The sequence below is a fragment of the Acinetobacter rongchengensis genome, assembly GCF_003611475.1.
In the GTDB taxonomy this organism is placed as follows: domain Bacteria; phylum Pseudomonadota; class Gammaproteobacteria; order Pseudomonadales; family Moraxellaceae; genus Acinetobacter; species Acinetobacter rongchengensis.
Genome location: NZ_RAXT01000035.1, coordinates 1 through 20317 on the forward strand (window position 1 = coordinate 1; position 20317 = coordinate 20317).

The following is a 20317-nucleotide window of genomic DNA, read 5'->3' on the forward strand; positions in this document are numbered from 1 at the left end:
GTATCTGCTTCAGATTCAGTTCTTCCAAGATCCAAAATATCCTTAGGTTCTAACTTTACGTAATCAAATAACACCTTAAGTGTTTTCACTTTAGCTGATTCTTTAGCTCCTAAATCTGTTCTTTCAAGATTTTCTATAACATGTGGAAGATAGATTTCAGAATCTAAATTTCCATAGTTTGAGTAGTAAACAAAATTAGGAAGTTGTTCAATAATGTAGTCTCTAGATTTTTGTAATTCTTCAGAAGTAGGCTTTTCAACATTGGATAAATGTGAAGAAATAAATTCATATGTATCATTATAGACTTTAGTAAGCTCACTTGTTTTTGGCGCTTTTTCATCAAAAAGATCCTCTAATAGAGAAATACACTTCTCAAGACGAGCTTTATCAACTATCGGAGATTGAAATTCTGAGTCAATTGCTTCAAAAGTAGTAAGATACTTATCTCTTTTTTCTTCATTTTCACTCTTAAGTAATTGTAAATTATTAATAATTTTTATTTTGGATGTGATTAGGTTTTGAAAAATTGATGAAGATAAATTGGATGCCTGTTCATAAGGAAAATCTACAGTGTATCCGCCATTATATTTTCTACAAACAGTTGTAAACTTTAAACCCTCGTTTGGTGTTTTTCTTAATTTTGAAATATGATGTGCTTCATTTTCATTAAGTTCAAATTTACAACGTATAAAAATTGTTGATTTATCACTTGCTCTTAATTGACTGTAAAGTTTTCGGGGAGCGTCAGATAAAAGATTAATTTTTCCATCGTCACTTACTGGATTAAGTTTCCATAAAGCACAAAGTAAATTTGTTTTTCCAGACTCATTAGTTCCGATGAGTGCTGTGACATCATCGATATTTATCCACTCACTTTGATCAATTGATCTAAAATTTTCTACTTGAAATGCTTTTAACTCCATATGGAACCTTCAAAATATTTTTTTAAAAAGATATTAAACATCTACCATATTTTAATTAACCATCCTATATGAATTTATCTAAATCTAAAAATATTCAGAACCATAACATCCTAATGAGAATCATGAAACTCTTTTGGGTTCTTCATGAAAATATGACAACAGAGCCTGCCATCGAGCAGGCTTTTTTATGCCCCAAATTTAGGAGTCGAGCCATGAGCTTGAGCTGTCCTTTTTGTCAATCCATCAACATCATGATTGTGGAAGCAAGTACACAACAATCAAGTACCACCTTAGCTAGTCTGGTCACACCGACCACATTGGGTGCATTGGGAAGCACTGTAGCAAAGACTTTCAATCTACCACCGATTGTCGGTGGAATCGCAGGAACAGTATTGGGTAGTGTGTTGAATTCATTTACCGAACAAAGCATACCATCACAGCAGAATTTGTGCTTCTGCCACAACTGCTACCAAAAGTTTCCAACCCATTTATTGCACTAAAGATTATTTGTATCAACACGGATTCAAATTTCATTTTTAAATTAAAAGGAATAAAACCATGGCACATCAACTTGAACAAATGGCGTATGTCGGTGAAACCCCTTGGCATGGACTCGGCAATCAACTGACACAAAACCAACCGATTGACGTCTGGGCACAACAAGCAGGCATGGATTGGCGGATTGAATCCTCCAATGTCAGTTATATGGCACAGAATGAACGAGGGCAAAGTATCATCTTGCCTTATGAAGAACAGCGAGTGCTTTATCGTTCAGATACTCATGCACCACTATCAGTTGTCAGCCAACGCTTTCAGGAAGTCCAACCGAGAGAGATTTTAGAATTCTATCGTGACCTGACTGAGCAATCAGGTTTTGAACTTGAAACAGCAGGCGTACTCAAAGGTGGAAAGAAATTCTGGGCATTGGCACGCACAGGACAAACTTCATCGCTCAAAGGTAAAGATGTTAGCAATGGTTATATTCTTTTGGCTACGGCTTGTGATGGAACACTCGCCACCACTGCACAATTTACATCCATTCGAGTGGTGTGTAATAACACGTTGGCGATTGCACTAAAAGGACAAAATAGCAGTACAGGCGTGGTTAAAGTTCCCCACAGTACCAAGTTTGATGCAGATAAGGTCAAACAGCAATTGGGTATTTCAGTCCGTGGATGGGATGAGCACATGTATGAGATGAAACAACTCAGTCAACGTAAAGTCACCCAGTATGAAGCAGCTGCTTATTTCGATGCTGTGTTTAATAACACCACGATGAGCATCACTGACCAAGAAGACAACATTATTCAGTTCTATCGGGATGTCGCCACTCAAGCACAAGCCAAGGGCAAGGAAAAATCTGAACCGAATGCCAAGTCGATGAGTAAAGCCATGGAGATGTTTAATGGTCAAGGACGAGGAGCAAACCTCTCTTCAGCCAAAGATACCGCCTATGGATTACTGTGCTCGATCACTGAATTTATCGACCATGAACGTCGTGCAATGAGTACCGATCACCGACTCGATTCAGCGTGGTTCGGTACAGGTGCATCGATCAAGCAACGAGGATTAGAACAAGCTCTCAGCATGATTGCATAGTGCGAAATATACATTTTTCACTCATGGAAAGTTAGACCTAAAACCGCATTTTAAAACGAAATATTAAATTTTAAAAATAATTAAACCATGGCTTCGGCTGTGGTTTTTTTATGCCCGAAATTTGTCATTTGAATCAAATACTCTCATTAAAATCAGGACTTCAATATGAACACCGCAATTTTAAACCCATCTATGCAACAGGCAAGTACGCCTTTTATTGCACCAAAATTGTTTACTGCAAAACGGCTAGTCAATACCAAAAATATGACTCAAGCAGAATGGTTAGAAGTACGTCGTCAAGGTATCGGCAGCAGTGATTGCGCCGCAGCCTGTGGACTCAATCCCTATATGTCGATGCTTGAACTATGGATGATCAAGACAGGACGAGTCAAACAGTCGATTGAAGATGAAAGTGCAGGACATGCCCCTTTATATTGGGGTAAACAACTTGAACCTTTGGTCGCTGAATACTACAGCATGCACACCAAAAACAAAGTCCGTCGTATCAATGCAGTGCTGCAACATCCCGAAGCGGATAAACATTTTATGTTGGCTAATTTGGATTACTCCGTGGTAGGCAGTGATCAAGTCCAAATTTTAGAATGCAAAACAGCAGGTGAACACGGTGCAAAGTTATGGCGAGATGGTGTGCCTTTATATGTACTCTGCCAAGTACAACATCAATTGGCTGTGACAGGTAAACAGGCAGCACATATATGTGTGCTGATCTGTGGACATGAAACTCGTATCTATAAAGTCACACGCAGTGAAACCGTGATCAAACACATTATCAATGCTGAACGTTACTTTTGGGAATGTGTCGAAAAAGATACACCGCCTGATGTCGATGCCAGTGAATCAGCAGCCAGAGCCATTCAGCAGCTCTACCCACAGCATATGCCATTAACCGTGGAAGACCTCAGTCAAAATGAACAGGCCAATCGATTATTTAGCCAATTGTTGAAAGAGAAGCATCACATTGAAATCCACCAAAACAACTTTGATGAAACCAAACATCAAATTCAAATGTTGATGAAGGGTGCAGAACGAGCGACTTTTGCCACTGGCTCGGTGACATGGAAGCGATCTAAAGACTCCATTACTTTAGACAGTAAGGCTGTACTCAAACTTCATCCCGAAATGCTTGAGCAATTTCCACAAAACAAAGTTGGGACACGACGTTTTCAAATCTATAGCGATGATGACTGACCCTATCGAAACCAAGCGTCTATATCGCTAACTATATAGATGAAATATCCATTCTTCCCAAAAGCGCAAAAAAACCACCCCCGATCTACCGACTCCCGAAGGAGCGGTAGACCAACAATGGCGGTTTTTGCGAAGTCGTAGCTTTTCATATTTCTGTTTACTTACATAGCAAGGGGTAATCAGTAAAATTTTATTTATAGGACAAACAACATGATCAAAGGTTTAGCGATTACACCGCCAATACTTGGCAGAATCAGTATTGGTAAAGTGGTCGAAAAGAACGGTAAACGTCTGCCTGAAAAAGATGACCAATTTACTATTACCAGTCAAATCCAAGGTAAGGAGGGATGGATCAAACACCCCTTAGATGAACAGCTCAGAGCCAAAGCACAAAACCAAAAACTCCGAACCATTCCAGTACGAATGATCTTTAATGATCCTGAACTCAATTTACGGGCTGAGTACAATTTATTCGACCGCCAAACAGGTCGCCCCGTTTGTGTAGGTAATGGAGAAACTTGTCAACGTCTGACTAATCAAGGTGTAGAACAACATCCATGTCCATCGCCTGATTTATGCTCATTAGCACAAGGTGGCAACTGTAAGCCTTATGGACGTTTGCATGTCAATTTAGATGAATCAGATGAACTTGGAACATTTATTTTCAGAACCACTGGTTTTAATAGCATTCGGACTTTAGCAGCACGACTGAGTTATTACCATGCTGCTTCTAATGGCTTGCTTTCGTGTTTGCCACTGCAATTGACATTGAGGGGCAAATCAACCACACAAAGCTATCGAACCCCTGTGTATTACGTGGATTTAACTTTACGTGATGGTGTCAATCTTCAACACGCCATTCAAATGGCAAAGGATATAGATCAACAAAGTAAGCAGAGCGGCTTTAATCAAAATGCACTCGACCAAATAGCACGGCAAGGTTTCGCCAATGTTGGTTTTGAGGTGAATAGTGAGGAAGGATTAGATTTGATGGAGGAGTTTTATATGGATGAGGCAACCGAAGTTGAGCAAGTGAAGTGTGAAACGAAAACCAAGTCTAAATGTCAATTAAATCAAACAGATGATTTTGTTCTGGATATTCAGCAAGGTTTGCAACGAAGTGTGAGGGCGGTGAATTAGTCCATTTTCTAAGCTTAGTTTAGCTTTAATAGTAGTAGGAGAAATTAAATGTATTTATCGGATGATCAGGTGTTTCACATGAACCAAATCATTAGGATTAAAGAAGTCATTGCAGTTACGGGCGTAAGCCGTTCAGTTATATATGAAAAACTTAACCCTCAATCTAAGTGCTACGATGCAACATTTCCTAAGCCAATTAAGTTGAGTGTGAGTTGTGTTGGTTGGTCGGCTCTTGAGGTAAATCAATGGATTGAGCGAAAGTTGGCAAGTCGATAATTGTGGGAGCGTAAGCTCCCTTATTTTTTGATAGTTTTCATAATTGTATTAGGTATAATTTACCAATATTGAATGGTAACAACATAACATGACTCTACTCAATGATGCTGAAATAAGACCTCAACTTATTTCATGGCTGAATGGAAAGGCGATTAAACCTCAAATGATTTTGAATGAAGTGACAATTTCTGATGGTTCTGCACGCCCAGACATTATCGCTATCTATAGCTATTCCCATTGTTATGAAATAAAGGGCGATAATGATCAAATTGAGCGTATTTCAAAACAATTAGCTTATTATCAAGCATCTTTCAAAAAAAACACTTTGATAACTACTCATAAACACTTAAAAAAAGCATTAGAATTACTGCCAAGTTTTTGGGGGATTATAGTTGCTATACCTTTAGATAATAGATCAATTATATTTAAATATGCAAGAAAGTCGTCCTATAATCCATCCTATAGGAAAGATATTGCATCTAAGATTCTTTGGAAAGAGGAAATGCAAAAACTTTTAAAGAAAAAAAGTATCTCATTTAACTCAAGGTCAACTAGATTTGATTTAATTGAGCTTATTAAAAGCTCATCTACATCAAATGAAGTAGATGAGTTTGTATGTAATTCTCTTTTAAATAGAAAAATCTCTCAACATATATGACATATGTAGATTAATGTTGGGTCTTAAAATAGATGATGCATTAATACCTGTTCCATTAGGTTGCTTATCAACAATGTACTTATCTCCTAAGGAATATTTTTCTTTTCTAAAAAATGGTTGAGAGACAATATAATCAAGTAAAGGTTTGAATGGAGCTCTTTGTCCTTTTAATCGAGAGCTTCGAGCAACTAAGACTTTATTGCCGTAAATATAAAAAATTTTACCTGTCATTCTACTGGCAATATCTTCAATATATAAGTCAAGGAAATTGGTATCAGGTGGCACACAAGTATAATCCCCTAAATGAATATTTGGAAATTTCTCAACTATATTACTATAAATAAGAACTTCCTTCCTTTCTAAATGAATTTTCTTATTTGTTTCTATTAGGTCCGCTACTGATTTTGGTAGAGATGATCCTGTGATAATTATTTCATAAAATTCTGATAAATTTATTTTTTTTAGAAAAACAATTAAATCATTTATAATATTTAAATGATTTTCGATGTATCTTAGATCAAAAATAAGGACGATTTTAGAGAAATTATCCTTTACTGCTTTTAATAAATCATTGAACTCATCTTCAATGTAGTCATAATCCTCAAATACAGATTGGATAATTCTGATGGCAATTTTATCTGTTTTGAATTTTCCTAATTTCTTACTCTCAATTATTGAAACTAAATGAGCAGGAATCCTATCATCTACGCCACATACGGGAATCATTCCACGCATGCCGAAATTGTCAATAATGGATTGATAATTATATGTTTTACCATCAATTGAAACTAATGGGTCAATATCATAATTATCAAAATAAAATTCTGTTAACCAATTGATTTTAGAGTCTAAATAAGCTATTTGCTCACCAATCTTCTTTGAAAAAGATTTATTTTTAAAATCTAACAATTCTTGAGGTGAAAATTCTTCTTTCTTCTCTTTTCTTGATTTAAAAGGTAACTCATTTGGCATATCAAAGAACACACTAATTCTAGCCTTTAGGTCATCTGTTAAATCATTTAGGGCAAATACTTCATTTTTTTTAAATTTAAGAAATGCATAGTAATTAAAATCACTCACTTATTTTGTACTCCGATCTAAGAGTAGCGTACTTGGGCCATTCATTGTTCTCAAAACATAGCCTACCCGCTATCACACTTGGATGAATATCATATAGCTTTGAATAATTCATTAATTCTGAATTATTTCTAATAGTTTGAATTGTTCTCCAAAATGCTTTTGGAATCATTGTATCTCGTGCAAGTCTATTTGCTTGTTGTTCAACTTTACAAATTTCATTTTGGTTTTCTTCGTCAAAATAATCAATAATTGGTTCTTTAAGTAAATCATAGTGTAAAACTATATGTGCTAATTCATGTAGTAATGTAAACCAAAAACTATCTAAATTTTTTAGTCGCAGAGACATTGCAATTACGGGTTTTTTATTAATTATTAATGCAACTCCATCGACTTTAGTACCTGGTTTGGCTTCTTCAAAGATTAAATAAATACCTTGTTCTAAAAGTGTGTTTTGAATTTCAGAAAGATTATTTTTTTTGATATGAGTGCTATATAGATGTTGTAAAAAATCTTTACCAATAAATTTATATTCTTTATTCAAAAATCCATCTAAAAACTTTGCTTTTCCACTAACTGTTGATACCCAGTAGTCGACTAAATATTCATCTGCTGAATCATTTTTCTTAAATAAAGATTTAGTAGGATTGTTCAAGTAGATAGAGAAAAAATTTTGATAATTTTCATCTGTTATGCCCAATTTAATCTTAATAGCTTTAGGCATTTCATTAATGTAAGAATAAAATTTATTAAACTCAGCATATAGTTCATATGTTGAGTTTGTATTTGCACTTGATGATATAACTTCTAATTCTAGACTCATGCTACCTCTCCAAAAATTGAATCAATAACATGATGTGGTAACTCAAAGTACTTAAGACTTGGCTTATCATTAATAGATAAATGTTGCATTTTTAATTTATCAATGTAGTAACTTTCAGCTTGTTCCAAAGCATGTAAAGAAAAGCGTCTTGAATTTTTATATTTTTGGGCTAGAAATTTAACGGCTTCTAATAGTAGTAGGCTTCCTAACCCACGATAACGTTTATTTTCTAAAGGAGTGAATCGATTCCATGGAGCGATTGCTATGAACTCAATGTAGAAAATATTTTCAATGGGTTGCAAAGAGCTTTCTTTAGGGAAATAAATTAAACAAGCTGCTTCAACTGAAGAATCTACTTCTAAAAAGAACCATTCATATTGGTTATCAGCTTTTGTACCAGCGGTTTTACTGATCCACTCCCAATGCCAATCTTGATAATCTAACTTTCCAACTATTTCATACACATCTGCTTCAGGGAGGGTTTTTAAGTAAGCAAAAATATTTTGGTGATATTCTTTCCACTTGTGATCACAACTCAAAGATTTTGAAAAGCTATAGCCGTTTGAAATTTCTAATAATTTTCCTGATTCTAATAAATTTGAGTAAATCACTTGTTGGTTAGGAGCTTGGATTGGTAATCCATAACTTTTTAACTGATTTAAAATATTTTGTCCCATGATTCCCCTCCTTTTTTTTTATTATAACAAATAAAATCAAAAAATAAGGCGATATTAGATTTAAATCTAATGACTTAAAATTTCATGTGCTTTTTATAAGATTATATTTTTAGGTTAGAGTTAAGGAGTAGTCTTTTAAATAAATAGCTTAAGTCTTTTTATGCTCAGGAAAAGGCACAACTTTATTCCGTAAACTATCAATAAAATCAGACCATTCCTGCATCATTTTAGTTCGATATTCTAAATGCTGAGCATGGTTATACGCCTGTGAAACAGCGTTACCAACTCTATGAGCTAATTGAATTTCAATTGCATCGTGCATATAGCCTTGCTCATGTAAGGTGGTAGATGCAAGTCCACGGAAGCCATGTCCCGTCATTTTACCGTTGTAGCCCATTGTTCGAATCACGCATAAAATTGCATTACTACTCATAGGTTTGGCTTTACTGTGATTGTAGAAAACGTATTGCTTTCTGCCTGTAAGTGGTAATAAGCCCTCTAATAGTTCAATTGCTTGTCTAGATAACGGAACGAGATGAGGCAAAGACATTTTCATTTTTTCGGCTGGTATACGCCATATCTTGTTCTCAAAATCGATTTCACTCCATTCCATCATTCTGAGTTCAGCAGTCCGTACAAAAGTTAGAGTCATCAACTGAAGTGCAGTTTTGATCACTGGATTTCCATGATAACGATCCATGCGTTCAAGAAAAGGAGGGAACTCAGAAATATCCAATCGAGCCATATGCTTCACTTTTCGAGGCTTTAGAGCTTCGTGAAGGTGAGGGGTTGGATCATTCTCAATCAATCCTTTACGAATAGCAAAACGGAAAATGCGTCCAGTCAAAGGAATAGAGCGTTTTGCCATTTCTTGTGCGCCACGTGCTTCAATTTTTTTAGCACATGCGAGTACATCTTTCCCTTTGATTAGATCAATAGGCATGTTACCCAATGCAGGAAATATGTCTTTTTCAAAAACCGATAAATCACGTAGATAAGTTGCTTCTTTAATAACGGCTTTACGATCTTCCATCCACTCCATCGCAAGAACTTTAAATAGCTTATTTTCATCAGTTTTCTGAAGGCGATCACTTTTTATGGCATTAGGGTCAATATTTTTATAAAGCTGTATACGAGCTTCATCACGGGTGCGACGAGCTTGAGCTAATGAGATTTCAGGATAGCTCCCAATGGTTAAAGTACTTTCACGACCATTGAAGCGATACTTCAATCGCCAGAACCTTCCACCTGAAGGCGTGACCTCAAGGTATAGTCCTTTTTCATCGGCATAACGCTTTTTCTTTTCAAGCGGCTTTATTTTTCTAACGTGTGCATCTGTCAGCATTTTTAGCTATTTCTTTGGAATTTGGGGGACGATTTATAGTATAACCAAATCATCCCCCACTTGTCCCCCATGATGTTTCAGGAGCACAAGGATAGCCAAGGATTTAAAAGAACATTAAAAAAGGCTTAAATCATTGTGATTTAAGCCTTTTAGGTATGCTTCGGTATTTTTAAAACAGAATCTTGGCGGTGAGAGAGGGATTCGAACCCTCGATACGCGCAAACGTATACACACTTTCCAGGCGTGCTCCTTCAGCCACTCGGACACCTCACCAAGGCGAGCGATAATAACTAAAAAAAAGAGGTCTGCCAAGCTGAAACAATTGATTTAGAGCAAAAGTTTTTACACAGTGCTATTATTGCGAAAAAATAGTGTCTATTTTTAGAAGACGTTTTATGCAAAGTACTGCAAAAAAGGCAGCATTGCCTGCAATTACGTTGGCGGCATTGGGTGTGGTATTTGGTGATATTGGAACCAGCCCCTTATACGCACTACGTCAATGTTTTCTCACTGCACATATTGCCATCACTGAGGCGACAGTGCTCGGAATTCTGTCGTTGATTTTCTGGTGCATGATGCTGACCATCAGTTTCAAGTATGTCACCATTATCATGCGTGCAGATAACAACGGTGAAGGCGGTATTATGTCTTTGCTGGCACTTAATTTAAGAACGAATCGAATTGCAGAAAATAGAAAAATCTATTTGATTGCACTTGGATTTATTGGAGCGTCTTTATTCTTTGGTGATGGAATCATTACTCCCGCCATTTCGGTGCTCTCTGCGATTGAAGGTTTAAGTGTTGCTACACCGATGTTTAATAAATGGCTGATGCCTTTAGCAATCGGAATCTTGACAGCACTGTTCCTTGTGCAAAGACATGGTACGGGAACCATGGGCAAGTTTTTTGGCCCAATTACGTTTACTTGGTTTATTTCCATTGGTTTAGTGGGGATTTACAGTATCAGTCAGACCCCATATGTGTTGAGTATGCTGAGTCCTCATTGGGCGCTTAACTTTATTTTTCATCAGCCGTATGTGGCCTTTCTAACCATGGGTGCGGTGATTCTTACTGTAACGGGCGGTGAAGCACTTTATGCAGATATGGGTCACTTTGGGCGACTCCCAATTCGTTTGGGGTGGTTTATCATTGTTTTACCTTGTTTAATCCTAAACTATGCAGGGCAAGGTGCATTATTGCTACGTGATCCAAATGCAATTGAAAACCCATTCTATCTACTTGTTCCAGAATGGGGTTTGTATCCAATGATTGCCTTAGCTACAGCTGCCGCAGTTATTGCTTCGCAAGCTGTAATTACAGGTGTATTTTCGATGGCAAATCAAGCGATACAACTGCGTTATTTACCGCGATTAACCGTACATCATACTTCTGATGTTGAACAAGGTCAGATCTATTTACCCTTTATTAATTGGATATTATTTGTATCGATTATCTTACTGATCGTGATTTTTCAGAACAGTGCCAATTTAGCCAATGCTTATGGTGTTGCGGTTACCATGACCATGTTCTGTGACACAATTTTAATTTCTTTTTTAGCGTATGGGTTTTGGCGTTGGCCAAAATGGAAAGTGGCCTTGTTTGCCATTCCATTTTTAATCATTGATGTGGCTTTTATTGGTTCAACCTCATTAAAAATTCTCTCTGGTGGTTGGGTGCCAATTCTTATTGGTGCAATCGTATTTACGATTTTGATGACGTGGAAAACAGGGCGAGAGATTGTTTCCAATCGTTTGCAAAAAGATGCTTTACCTTTAGATTTGTTTATTAAAAGTGTCAGTTTAAGTGATGGTGCGATCTGTGTACCTGGACAAGCGGTATTTTTAACAGGCAATCCAAATATTGTGCCGCATGCAATGTTACACAATATTAAGCACAATAAAGTCTTACATGAGCGAAATATTCTGGTCACTGTGATTACTCGTGATGTCCCTTATGTTCCAGATCAAGAGCGGATTCGGGTAGAAGTTTTGGATGATAAATTCCAACGTGTATTTGTTTATTACGGGTTTAAAGATCAGCCTGATATTCCAAATGCCTTGGCTCTCGCTTACTCGCAAATGGAGATTGCTTTTGACATGATGCATATCAGTTTCTTTATCTCGCGTGATCGGTTAATTCACACAGTAGGTGAAGGTATGGCACCTTGGCGTGAAAAGCTGTTTATTTCGATGCAACGAAATACCAGCCCAGTCAGTGATTTTTATCAGATCCCACCCAATCGCGTGGTTGAAATGGGAAGTCAAATCGAAATTTGATGATCATCTCTATTTAGTTAAAAATCTGTGGAGAGCCAAGATGATTCTTGGCTTTTTTATGCGTACTAAAAATATATTAGATTTTAATATTTTCGTTATTTGGGATATGTCAAAGCCTAAATTTCTTTATCTATCATTTAATGATAATTAAAGCGACAAATGATGTCGCACTAACCTCGCTGATCTGGTTTTAACATGGCATACTCAATGACATAAATTTAATTGAAACGATTGAATGAAAAGACTTTCAAGGAAGTTTATTGGGACAATAATGAATTGTTATATGTAATGCTGTTTTACTAAACAGAAGGTGTTGAAGGTTTGTTCATTTGAATATTCACATAATATCTTTATTGTATTTGAGTTGTTAGGCTACTGAAATTCAAATGTTGTTTTTAGATTTATTCATAAAGTGATTTAAGGTATTTGGGAAATTTTTGGTTGAAAAATTCAGTTGTAAAAATGGTGTTAGGTGTAGTTGCTACTGGAACTTTTGCCATTGCTTTTGGGCAAGAAAGAATTACTCAGTTTATTCCATTTACTCAAGGAAATCGTTTAAATTCAGAGTGTTTAGCCCAGTTTTATAGAGGTGAGCCACCTGTTTTAGCGAAAGAAAGTTTAAAGAAAAATAGTTATCCCCTATGTTTTAATGGTTTCAATGTCATGTACTCAGGGGTGTCGAAAACACCGTTATGGACAGCAGAATATTTATCACCACAGCGTTTGAGTCAGAAAATTAAACGTGAAGATAATTTTCATGAAGAGCAACGTTTGAGCTCAGTACATCGTGCTTTATTATCAGATTATCGTAGTTCTGGCTATGACCGTGGGCATATGTCGCCGAATGGTGATATGTCTGATAAGGCTTCACAATTTGACAGTTTTTCATTGGCAAATATTGTACCGCAAGTACCTAAAAATAATCAGCAAGTATGGCGTGAACTTGAAGAGGCAACACGGGCAATCGTTACCAAGCAAAAGAAAGATGTTTATGTGGTAACTGGACCTGTATTTTCAGGTAAAAGACTGAAAACGATTGGCAGTGGAGTGATTGTTCCAACCGCATTGTACAAAGCCATTTATATTCCGAAGCATGGCATTATTGGGGCGTACTATTCACCAAATAATGATTCGCAACAGGTGAAAATTGTGAGTGTTTGTTATTTAGAAGAACAATTAGGGATGAATTTATTCCCACAATTGACTGAAGAGCAAAAGCGGAATACATATAAGTTGCCTTTGACTGCAAATCAGGTCAAAGCCAATAAAGAAATTGAATATTCGCATTGGGATGCAGAAAGCCAATGTGCAGAAGATGTTTCTAAAGATCAAATACAAGTGTTGCAGAAACAATTTCAACCCAAAAGTGCAGTAAATACTTCAGAAATCGAATTGCCTAAGGTTGATGGAGAAACCAAAGACGCATTGATTAAACAGTTGGTTGAGGCTTTATTGAACTATATATTACAAATTTTAAAGTAATTTTATGGTCGTATTTTGTTCAGATTCTAAAATCATCTTATACTGATCATGATCAAAAAAAATGAGAATACGCTATGTTTAAACCATTTGAAAATGGAACAGAATCACATGCAATTCATGATTTAACTTTAGAAAATCAAGATGATTGTGTCAGTATTTATGGCAATTTACAGATCACCAAAGACCAAGCGGGTTTACAAGCAGCTTTAGTTCTGCAACGTTATTTGAATGATATTGTTTTAAATTTAGAGAAACAGACTGATCTTCCTGAGAAAATTACCCACCGAACAGAAGGAGAGATTGAAAACCCTTTCCTTTAGTGTTTATTTATTCATATTTTTTGACAATAAAAAACCTGCCATAGCAGGTTCCTTATTGTCACAATTGATTAGTTTTGCGGTTCATTGCCCACAACTTTATAAATTACTGCGCCTATGATCGCACCAACAATCGGTGCAACCCAGAATAACCATAATTGACTTAGTGCAGCAGTTTCAGCAAATAATGCCACAGCTGTACTACGTGCAGGGTTTACCGAAGTATTGGTTACAGGAATACTAATTAAGTGAATTAATGTTAAAGCAAGACCAATCGCAATTGGTGCAAAGCCTGCAGGAGCACGTTTGTCTGTAGCACCAAGGATCACGATAAGGAAAAATGCGGTGAGTACGATCTCAATAATCAGTGCAGATACCATTGAATATTTGCCTGGTGATAAATCACCAAATCCGTTGGTTGCAAAACCACCAACCCCTGTAAATCCAGCTTGACCTTGTACAATGATATAGAGGATAAAGGCTGCAAAAATACCACCTACAACTTGGGCAATAATATATGGAAGGAGATCTTTTGCATCAAAACGACCACCTACCCATAAGCCTACACTGACTGCTGGGTTAAAGTGACCGCCTGAAATATGGCCCAGTGCAAAAGCACCTGTGAGTACAGTTAAACCAAAGGCTAGAGCAACACCCAAAAATCCAATACCGAGCTCAGGGAACGCCGCAGCAAATACAGCACTACCGCATCCACCAAATACGAGCCAAAATGTTCCGATAAATTCTGCGAGATATTTATGCATGTTTATTCCTATTTCTTTTTATGGAAAGGGTTGGTTATCCAATGTTGTAATCAGTGAAGGATAGCCAGTTGATTATGTAAAACTTTATTTTGCTGAGTGAATAATAATCTAAAATTATGAAAATAAAATCAAAAAATACATTTTTAACGTAAATTTTTTTATAATTGGTTTGTGTAGAATATTTAATCAATATATTTAACAATAACTTGATTATAAATAAATGAATAAATTTATCTTAAAAAATGTAAAAAAGATTAAATGATTATATTTTAAAATAAGTTTAAATATTCTATTTAGGCGATTTATTCTGAATTCTCCACTGTTGAGGTGTAAGACCTGTCCATTGTTTAAACGCACGTTGGAAGGCACTTTGTTCAGAATAACTAAGTAATAAAGCGATCTCATGTAGCCCTAAATAAGGGTCTTGTAGATACTGAACAGCCAATAATTTTCGAACTTCTTGAACTCGTTGTTGATAGGTTGTTCCTTGGTTCTGCAAGTGTCTTTGAAGCTGTCGGATTGAGATATTCAGTTGCTTGGCAACCTCTCCAATTTGATACAAGTTTCGTTGTAACCCTAACAGAATATTTTGTTGTAAACGCTCATCAATTTGACCAGAATGAGGTAAATCATTGAGTAGCGCTTGAGCTTGTTGCATCAACAGTTTTTGTAAAGTTTGATCGCCATGGCTGAGTGGAACAGTCATGACTTGTAGTGGAAAGATCAGTTCAGCTTGTGGTTGATTAAATTTGACAGTGCATTGAAAGAAATTTTCATAAATCTTTAAATTTTGGGGTTTTGGATGAGTAAAATTAATTTGATGTAGCTGAATATCTTTTGCAGATAGAAAATGTCTTAGAAATTGCACCATCAGTGCAATCGCAATTTCATCTGTAACTTGTGTTGTGAGATGGAGGGGCAGGGTTGCCCAATGAATTCCTAAATAGCCATCACGAAATGACTCTATTTTTAAAGGGCTTCCATCAAAAATCAAACGATGGTAGTCAAAATAGCGAGTGAGTGCTTCTCCCATGGTGTCGCAGGATTGAGCGATATAAGCAATGATTCCAAGATGTTTCGGTTGTACGTGTGCTGCGATTTCTAGCCCCAAAGCAGGGCTCTGGGTTTGCGCTTGGAGATCATCTAAAAGCTCACGCCATATATTGAAATCAAAACGTTCTAGATTTTGAACTTGTTGTAATTTTTCAGAAATTTTCAATCCATTTGCTTGACTAAAAGCAAATAACAATTGTCCAAGTCCTCCATAAACGGAGCCAGCATAATTCTTAAATTGTTGCATCTCTATCGTCTTTTTATTGTTGATAAAATTGTAAATAAAACGATTCTACCTGAATATTTAATCAAGTTTATTGCGAATAAACAAGCACATTTCAGGACACGTTTATCTCGAGAAGAAATAGTAAATCAATGTCGTAATTTGTCAATGGAAATGTTTTTTCATGTCAATATCTTTTTTTGGCGCTCTTCTATATTGAATAGAAGAGAAAAGGAGATATCCCATGTTAAAAGGTTTTGTCGTTGGTTTGGTCTTTGCAAATGGTTTTGAATGGATGGCGCATAAATTCATTTTGCATGGTACGCATCGTTCGGGTCAGCCACGTTATAGCCCTGTGCCTAGAAGTATGAAATCACATTGGGAGCATCATCGTGAAGTCCGTAAGCAAGATTTTAATGATGATGGTTATGTAGAAGGGATTTCAAATTGGCGAACTAAAAATGAAATTGTTTCATTGGCTGTTGTTGCGGGAGCTGCGAGTTTAATTTTTTACCCAATTTCAAAAGGTATGGTTGTAGCATCGTTATACAGTGCTTGTAACTATTATTATATTCATCGCCGTGCCCATCTTGAGCCAGATTGGGCGATGAAAAAAATCCCTTGGCATTACGATCATCATATGAATTCAAATCAAGATGCCAACTGGTGTGTAACAAAGCCTTGGTTTGATTATTTAATGGGTACACGTGTGGTTTCTTCTGCAGATTTAAAAGAACAAAATCCGTTGGGTGTAAAATTGCCTGAACCCGTTGCTCATTGGTTATCTTCAACCGTAGAAAAATATTTTCCTACAAAGTGGGTAGAAAAGGCACCTAAATTGATTCGTCAAACTGCCGAAGAAAGTATAGCTTCAGTTGCTTAAAATGGTTTTAAGTATTTTATTTTTATGAAAATATGGTTTACCACTAAGCATATAAAATATATGTGTATGTCAATTTGAAACTTAGTTTTCAATTTAATTAAGTCGCAAATTGTCAAAAAAATGTGCGTATATTGTCAATATTTAAATGTGTGATTCGGGTAAACTAAGCGATATAAGTACTTTTGTGCTTATTCAGAATGCAAGTGCTGTAGTTTCTGAAGTTTATAGGAGTCTCCAAGACTCCTTTTTTTATGGCTAGAAAAACCTTATGACTATCTCCGTAATAAAAACTAACACATAAAAAAATAAACATTTAGTTAAAGTAATGTTGATTGGTTCTACCTTTTTAAATCCTTCCCCTTGCGGACATGCTCCTCACCTTTTTAAAGGAGGGATGAGCAGCACTGCTGCGCAAGGAATCTAAAAATTATTTTAAATTCTCAATAGTTCGCCTCTTTTCCTTGCGCCATATATGGCTCAGGGTTAGGTGAGATTCTTTTAAATGAAGGTCTACGCACGCTTTCAGCGATTGTTTCGTATCTAATAGTGTGTTCTGCTGTATGCTGTTGCTCAGATATAGCCTTCGCCTTGCGTTGATTGAACAATAAAAAATCCCCATAACAAGTATGGAGATTCTTTTAAATGAAAGCCTACGCACGCTTTCAGCAATTGTCTTGCGTAACGTTTAGAGCAGTGCTCTAAACGTTACTCAGGCTTTAGACCTTCAGCTTTTTCCAATGATTCGTCATTGTTGAAGAACTTTTCACGTTGCTCTTCTAAAAACTTTTTCGCATCAGCTTCAAACACATTCAATCGTTTTTCATTGATCAACGTTGTTTGATGTTTTAACCATTCTTGCCAAGCTTGTTTTGACACACTGTCAAAGAGTTCTTGACCTTTTGCACCAGGAAAGGGTGCAAAATCTAAACCTTCTAACTCTTTTTGATATTTACGGCAAAAGACTTGTCGAGTCATATCAAAACTCCTTATGCATAAAGTTTTTCTAAACGGGTATAAGCGCGCTCAATTGCGGCAGCAACTTGAGTAGGTGCAGTACCGCCAATATGGTCACGTGCATTAACAGATGCTTCAAGGGTTAATGCTTTTTCAAACACATCTGCTTGAATGAGATCTGAGAATTGTTGTAATTGCTCAAGGCTTAATTCAGAAAGATCTTTCGATTCTTGAACACCCAACGCCACTGCTTTACCAACGATTTCATGCGCATCACGGAATGCAACACCATTTTTAACCAGATAATCTGCAAGATCTGTTGCCGTTGAGAATCCACGAAGCGCTGCTTCACGCATGATCTCAATATTTGGTACCAATGCTGGAATCATATCTGCAAAAGCCATTAATGAACCACGCACTGTATCAATCGCATCAAACAACGGTTCTTTATCTTCTTGGTTGTCTTTGTTATATGCCAATGGTTGACCTTTCATAAGTGTCAACAGGCTGATCAAGTCACCGTAGACACGACCTGTTTTGCCACGGATAAGCTCTGGAACATCAGGATTCTTTTTCTGCGGCATGATTGATGAACCTGTGCAGAAACGGTCAGGAATATTGACAAATTTAAACTGTGCAGAAGTCCAAAGAATCAGTTCTTCAGACATACGTGATAGGTGCATCATGATCAAAGAAGCAGCGGCATTGAATTCGATGCCAAAGTCACGATCAGACACAGCATCCAGTGAGTTTTCACACACAGCTTCAAAACCTAAAAGTTCAGCAGTGTATTCACGCTCGATCGGGTAAGTCGTTCCAGCAAGTGCTGCTGAACCTAAAGGTAGGCGATTGACACGCTTACGGCAGTCAATTAAACGCTCAGAATCACGTACCAGCATTTCAAACCAAGCCATTAAATGGTGACCAAATGTCACGGGTTGAGCTGTTTGTAAATGGGTAAAACCTGGCATGATTGTATTGGTATTTTGAGCAGCTAAACCTAAAATACCTTTTTGTAATTTTTCAAGTAATTGTAAAATAGCATCAATTTCGTCACGCACATATAAGCGAATATCTGTAGCGACTTGGTCATTACGACTACGCCCAGTGTGAAGCTTTTTACCTGTGATACCGATACGTTGTGTTAAACGTGATTCAATGTTCATGTGCACATCTTCTAAATCGATGCGCCATTCGAAATGACCTGCTTCAATTTCAGCTTTAATTGTGTTTAAACCATTGATAATGTCGTCACGTTCTTGTTCTGTTAAGACACCAACCTTTGCTAACATGGTTGCATGTGCAATAGAACCTGCAATATCTTGTTTATAAAAGCGTTGGTCAAATTGAACAGATGCAGTAAATTCAGCAACAAAAGCATCAGTAGCTTCGGAGAAACGACCGCCCCACATACCTGAAGTTTGGGCTTGTGACGGATTAGAGGAATTAGAAGATGTGGTCATATCGGCTCAGTAGGAAAAAAAGCAGTAGAACTCGCAGCAGTATAACAAATTCAGCCTCACTTGCCGAAGTAAAGCACAATCATTCATCAATAAAATCGAATCAGCATTTTCGACAGTCTTATTTTTTTAGGAAAATGGGGCATAGACAGTATTTATGGGAGCTTTTTATTGCCAGTAATGTGCTGGCTCTTTTATTGGCATTATCGGAAGCAAAGGGGTGGGAAAATTTAAATTTTGGGCATGTCTTGGAATATATTTTTTATATTAATTGGATACTGTTAGCGTTTGCGGCATTTCAGGATTTATTCCAAAAGAAAATAGCGCAAATGGGATATTTAACGGCCACCGTATTTAGTTTTTTGTTGTTACAAATAATTGTGTTGTGCACTACCGTGGTTTTAAACATTGTGCATTATTGGGGTAAGAATTTTTCTTTACAATATATTTCGGCGCAGAATATTAACCATAATCTGGTTTTGCACCTCAGTTATGGCATTTTATTGGGCGCATTTTGTTTGCGTTATATGTATATTCGAGAGCAGACTGTTTTGCAGCAAAATAGTGAACTCAATGCTCGTATTCAAGCGATGCAAGCCCGTATTCACCCTCACTTTTTATTCAATAGTTTAAATAGTGTGGTCAGTTTGATTGCAATTGACCCTGATAAAGCAGAACAAATGTTAATTGATTTATCAAAATTATTTAGAGCCAGCTTTCAAGAATTAAAATTGGTCAGTTTAAAAGAAGAAATTGAATTGTGTCGGCAGTATATTGCCATTGAGCAAATTCGATTAGGTGATCGTCTACTTGTTGAATGGAATATACCGCAACCCCTGTTATTGGGAGGCGTACAAATCCCGCTACTGACCTTACAACCCTTAATTGAAAATAGTATTTTTCATGGCGTAGAAGGCAAAATATCCAATGCGAAAATCGCCATATTGGTTGAAATATTAGAAAATCAAGTCAATATAGTCATTACCAACCCGTTTTTACAAGATAGAATAAAAGTGAGAGAAGGGCATGGAATTGCTTTAGAAAATGTAAAACAGCGTTTGAAAGCACATTTTGGCGATTCTGTTTATTTTCGAAATTATGCGGGAAATGGATTATTTACCACAGTAATTCAATATCAGTATAAAAAGAGATGATTTGGATAAACATTAAAATAAATA

At 36.5% G+C, this 20317-nt stretch carries 20 protein-coding genes and 1 tRNA gene; 11 read left to right on the top strand and 10 right to left on the bottom strand.

The features are described from left to right. Positions 1-923, bottom strand: a 923-nt coding sequence (locus tag D7V20_RS13530) for an AAA family ATPase (RefSeq protein ID WP_147395798.1), incomplete at its 3' end; no start/stop codon positions are given. A 212-nt stretch (positions 924-1135) separates the two neighbouring features. Between D7V20_RS13530 and D7V20_RS13535 the strand changes: the two genes are divergently transcribed. The 6 genes from D7V20_RS13535 (at position 1136) to D7V20_RS13560 (ending at position 5805) form a co-directional block, all read left to right on the top strand. After that, positions 1136-1423: a hypothetical protein gene (locus D7V20_RS13535; RefSeq protein WP_120384723.1), complete on the top strand. Its 288-nt coding sequence runs from the start codon at positions 1136-1138 to the stop codon at positions 1421-1423. A 58-nt stretch (positions 1424-1481) separates the two neighbouring features. Continuing rightward, a complete protein-coding gene (locus D7V20_RS13540) occupies positions 1482-2522 on the top strand; it encodes a DUF932 domain-containing protein (protein WP_120384724.1) in 1041 nt (346 codons plus the stop codon). 165 nt (positions 2523-2687) lie between these two features. Next, complete coding sequence (locus D7V20_RS13545) at positions 2688-3731, top strand: YqaJ viral recombinase family nuclease (RefSeq protein WP_005317495.1); 1044 nt, start codon at positions 2688-2690, stop codon at positions 3729-3731. Positions 3732-3941: 210 nt separating this feature from the next. Beyond that, the gene (locus D7V20_RS13550) at positions 3942-4871 is read left to right on the top strand and encodes a recombination directionality factor (protein WP_120384725.1); all 930 of its coding nucleotides are present in this window, start codon (positions 3942-3944) and stop codon (positions 4869-4871) included. Between the two features lie 48 nt (positions 4872-4919). Then, positions 4920-5147, top strand: coding sequence for a helix-turn-helix transcriptional regulator (locus tag D7V20_RS13555; RefSeq protein WP_120384726.1), 228 nt, complete (start codon positions 4920-4922; stop codon positions 5145-5147). Positions 5148-5235: 88 nt separating this feature from the next. Further along, positions 5236-5805 carry a sce7726 family protein gene (locus tag D7V20_RS13560; protein ID WP_120384727.1) on the top strand — a complete coding sequence of 190 codons (570 nt, stop codon included), beginning with the start codon at positions 5236-5238 and terminating at the stop codon, positions 5803-5805. Here the strand turns inward: D7V20_RS13560 and D7V20_RS13565 are convergent. From D7V20_RS13565 to D7V20_RS13585, 5 genes are all read right to left on the bottom strand, one after another. Then, a complete protein-coding gene (locus tag D7V20_RS13565) occupies positions 5776-6885 on the bottom strand; it encodes a beta family protein (protein WP_120384728.1) in 1110 nt (369 codons plus the stop codon). The genes D7V20_RS13560 and D7V20_RS13565 overlap by 30 nt on opposite strands. Continuing rightward, positions 6878-7705, bottom strand: coding sequence for an ImmA/IrrE family metallo-endopeptidase (locus D7V20_RS13570; RefSeq protein WP_120384729.1), 828 nt, complete (start codon positions 7703-7705; stop codon positions 6878-6880). Before D7V20_RS13570 ends, D7V20_RS13565 begins: the two co-directional genes overlap by 8 nt. Continuing rightward, a complete protein-coding gene (locus D7V20_RS13575; protein ID WP_120384730.1) occupies positions 7702-8382 on the bottom strand; it encodes an N-acetyltransferase in 681 nt (226 codons plus the stop codon). The genes D7V20_RS13570 and D7V20_RS13575 overlap by 4 nt, the downstream gene beginning before the upstream one ends. 148 nt (positions 8383-8530) lie before the next feature. Further along, a complete protein-coding gene (locus D7V20_RS13580; protein WP_120384731.1) occupies positions 8531-9727 on the bottom strand; it encodes a tyrosine-type recombinase/integrase in 1197 nt (398 codons plus the stop codon). A 183-nt stretch (positions 9728-9910) separates the two neighbouring features. Next, positions 9911-10000, bottom strand: a tRNA-Ser gene (locus D7V20_RS13585). Between the two features lie 122 nt (positions 10001-10122). Between D7V20_RS13585 and D7V20_RS13590 the strand changes: the two genes are divergently transcribed. The 3 genes from D7V20_RS13590 (at position 10123) to D7V20_RS13600 (ending at position 13805) form a co-directional block, all read left to right on the top strand. Continuing rightward, positions 10123-12003, top strand: coding sequence for a potassium transporter Kup (locus D7V20_RS13590; protein WP_120384732.1), 1881 nt, complete (start codon positions 10123-10125; stop codon positions 12001-12003). A gap of 462 nt (positions 12004-12465) precedes the next feature. After that, positions 12466-13485: a DNA/RNA non-specific endonuclease gene (locus tag D7V20_RS13595; protein WP_171407830.1), complete on the top strand. Its 1020-nt coding sequence runs from the start codon at positions 12466-12468 to the stop codon at positions 13483-13485. Positions 13486-13559: 74 nt separating this feature from the next. Then, entirely contained in the window at positions 13560-13805 is a 246-nt protein-coding gene (locus tag D7V20_RS13600) for a hypothetical protein (protein WP_120384734.1), read from the top strand. Positions 13806-13873: 68 nt separating this feature from the next. Here D7V20_RS13600 and aqpZ read toward each other — a convergent pair whose 3' ends face one another. Then, positions 13874-14566, bottom strand: coding sequence for an aquaporin Z (gene aqpZ, locus D7V20_RS13605; RefSeq protein ID WP_120384735.1), 693 nt, complete (start codon positions 14564-14566; stop codon positions 13874-13876). Between the two features lie 289 nt (positions 14567-14855). After that, entirely contained in the window at positions 14856-15866 is a 1011-nt protein-coding gene (locus D7V20_RS13610; protein WP_120384736.1) for an AraC family transcriptional regulator, read from the bottom strand. Positions 15867-16086: 220 nt separating this feature from the next. On the opposite strand from D7V20_RS13610, the gene D7V20_RS13615 reads away from it, so the two are divergent. Further along, positions 16087-16725 (top strand): sterol desaturase family protein, encoded by a 639-nt coding sequence (locus tag D7V20_RS13615; RefSeq protein ID WP_120384737.1) that lies wholly within the window; start codon positions 16087-16089, stop codon positions 16723-16725. Between the two features lie 705 nt (positions 16726-17430). Here the strand turns inward: D7V20_RS13615 and D7V20_RS13620 are convergent. Both D7V20_RS13620 and argH read right to left on the bottom strand, forming a co-directional pair. Beyond that, positions 17431-17700, bottom strand: coding sequence for an oxidative damage protection protein (locus tag D7V20_RS13620; protein WP_120384738.1), 270 nt, complete (start codon positions 17698-17700; stop codon positions 17431-17433). 11 nt (positions 17701-17711) lie between these two features. Further along, positions 17712-19142, bottom strand: coding sequence for an argininosuccinate lyase (gene argH, locus D7V20_RS13625; RefSeq protein ID WP_171407828.1), 1431 nt, complete (start codon positions 19140-19142; stop codon positions 17712-17714). Here argH and D7V20_RS13630 point away from each other — a divergent pair. Beyond that, the gene (locus D7V20_RS13630; RefSeq protein WP_171407829.1) at positions 19133-20293 is read left to right on the top strand and encodes a sensor histidine kinase; all 1161 of its coding nucleotides are present in this window, start codon (positions 19133-19135) and stop codon (positions 20291-20293) included. The two genes, argH and D7V20_RS13630, sit on opposite strands and share 10 nt — an antisense overlap. The last annotated feature ends 24 nt before the right edge of the window (positions 20294-20317 follow it).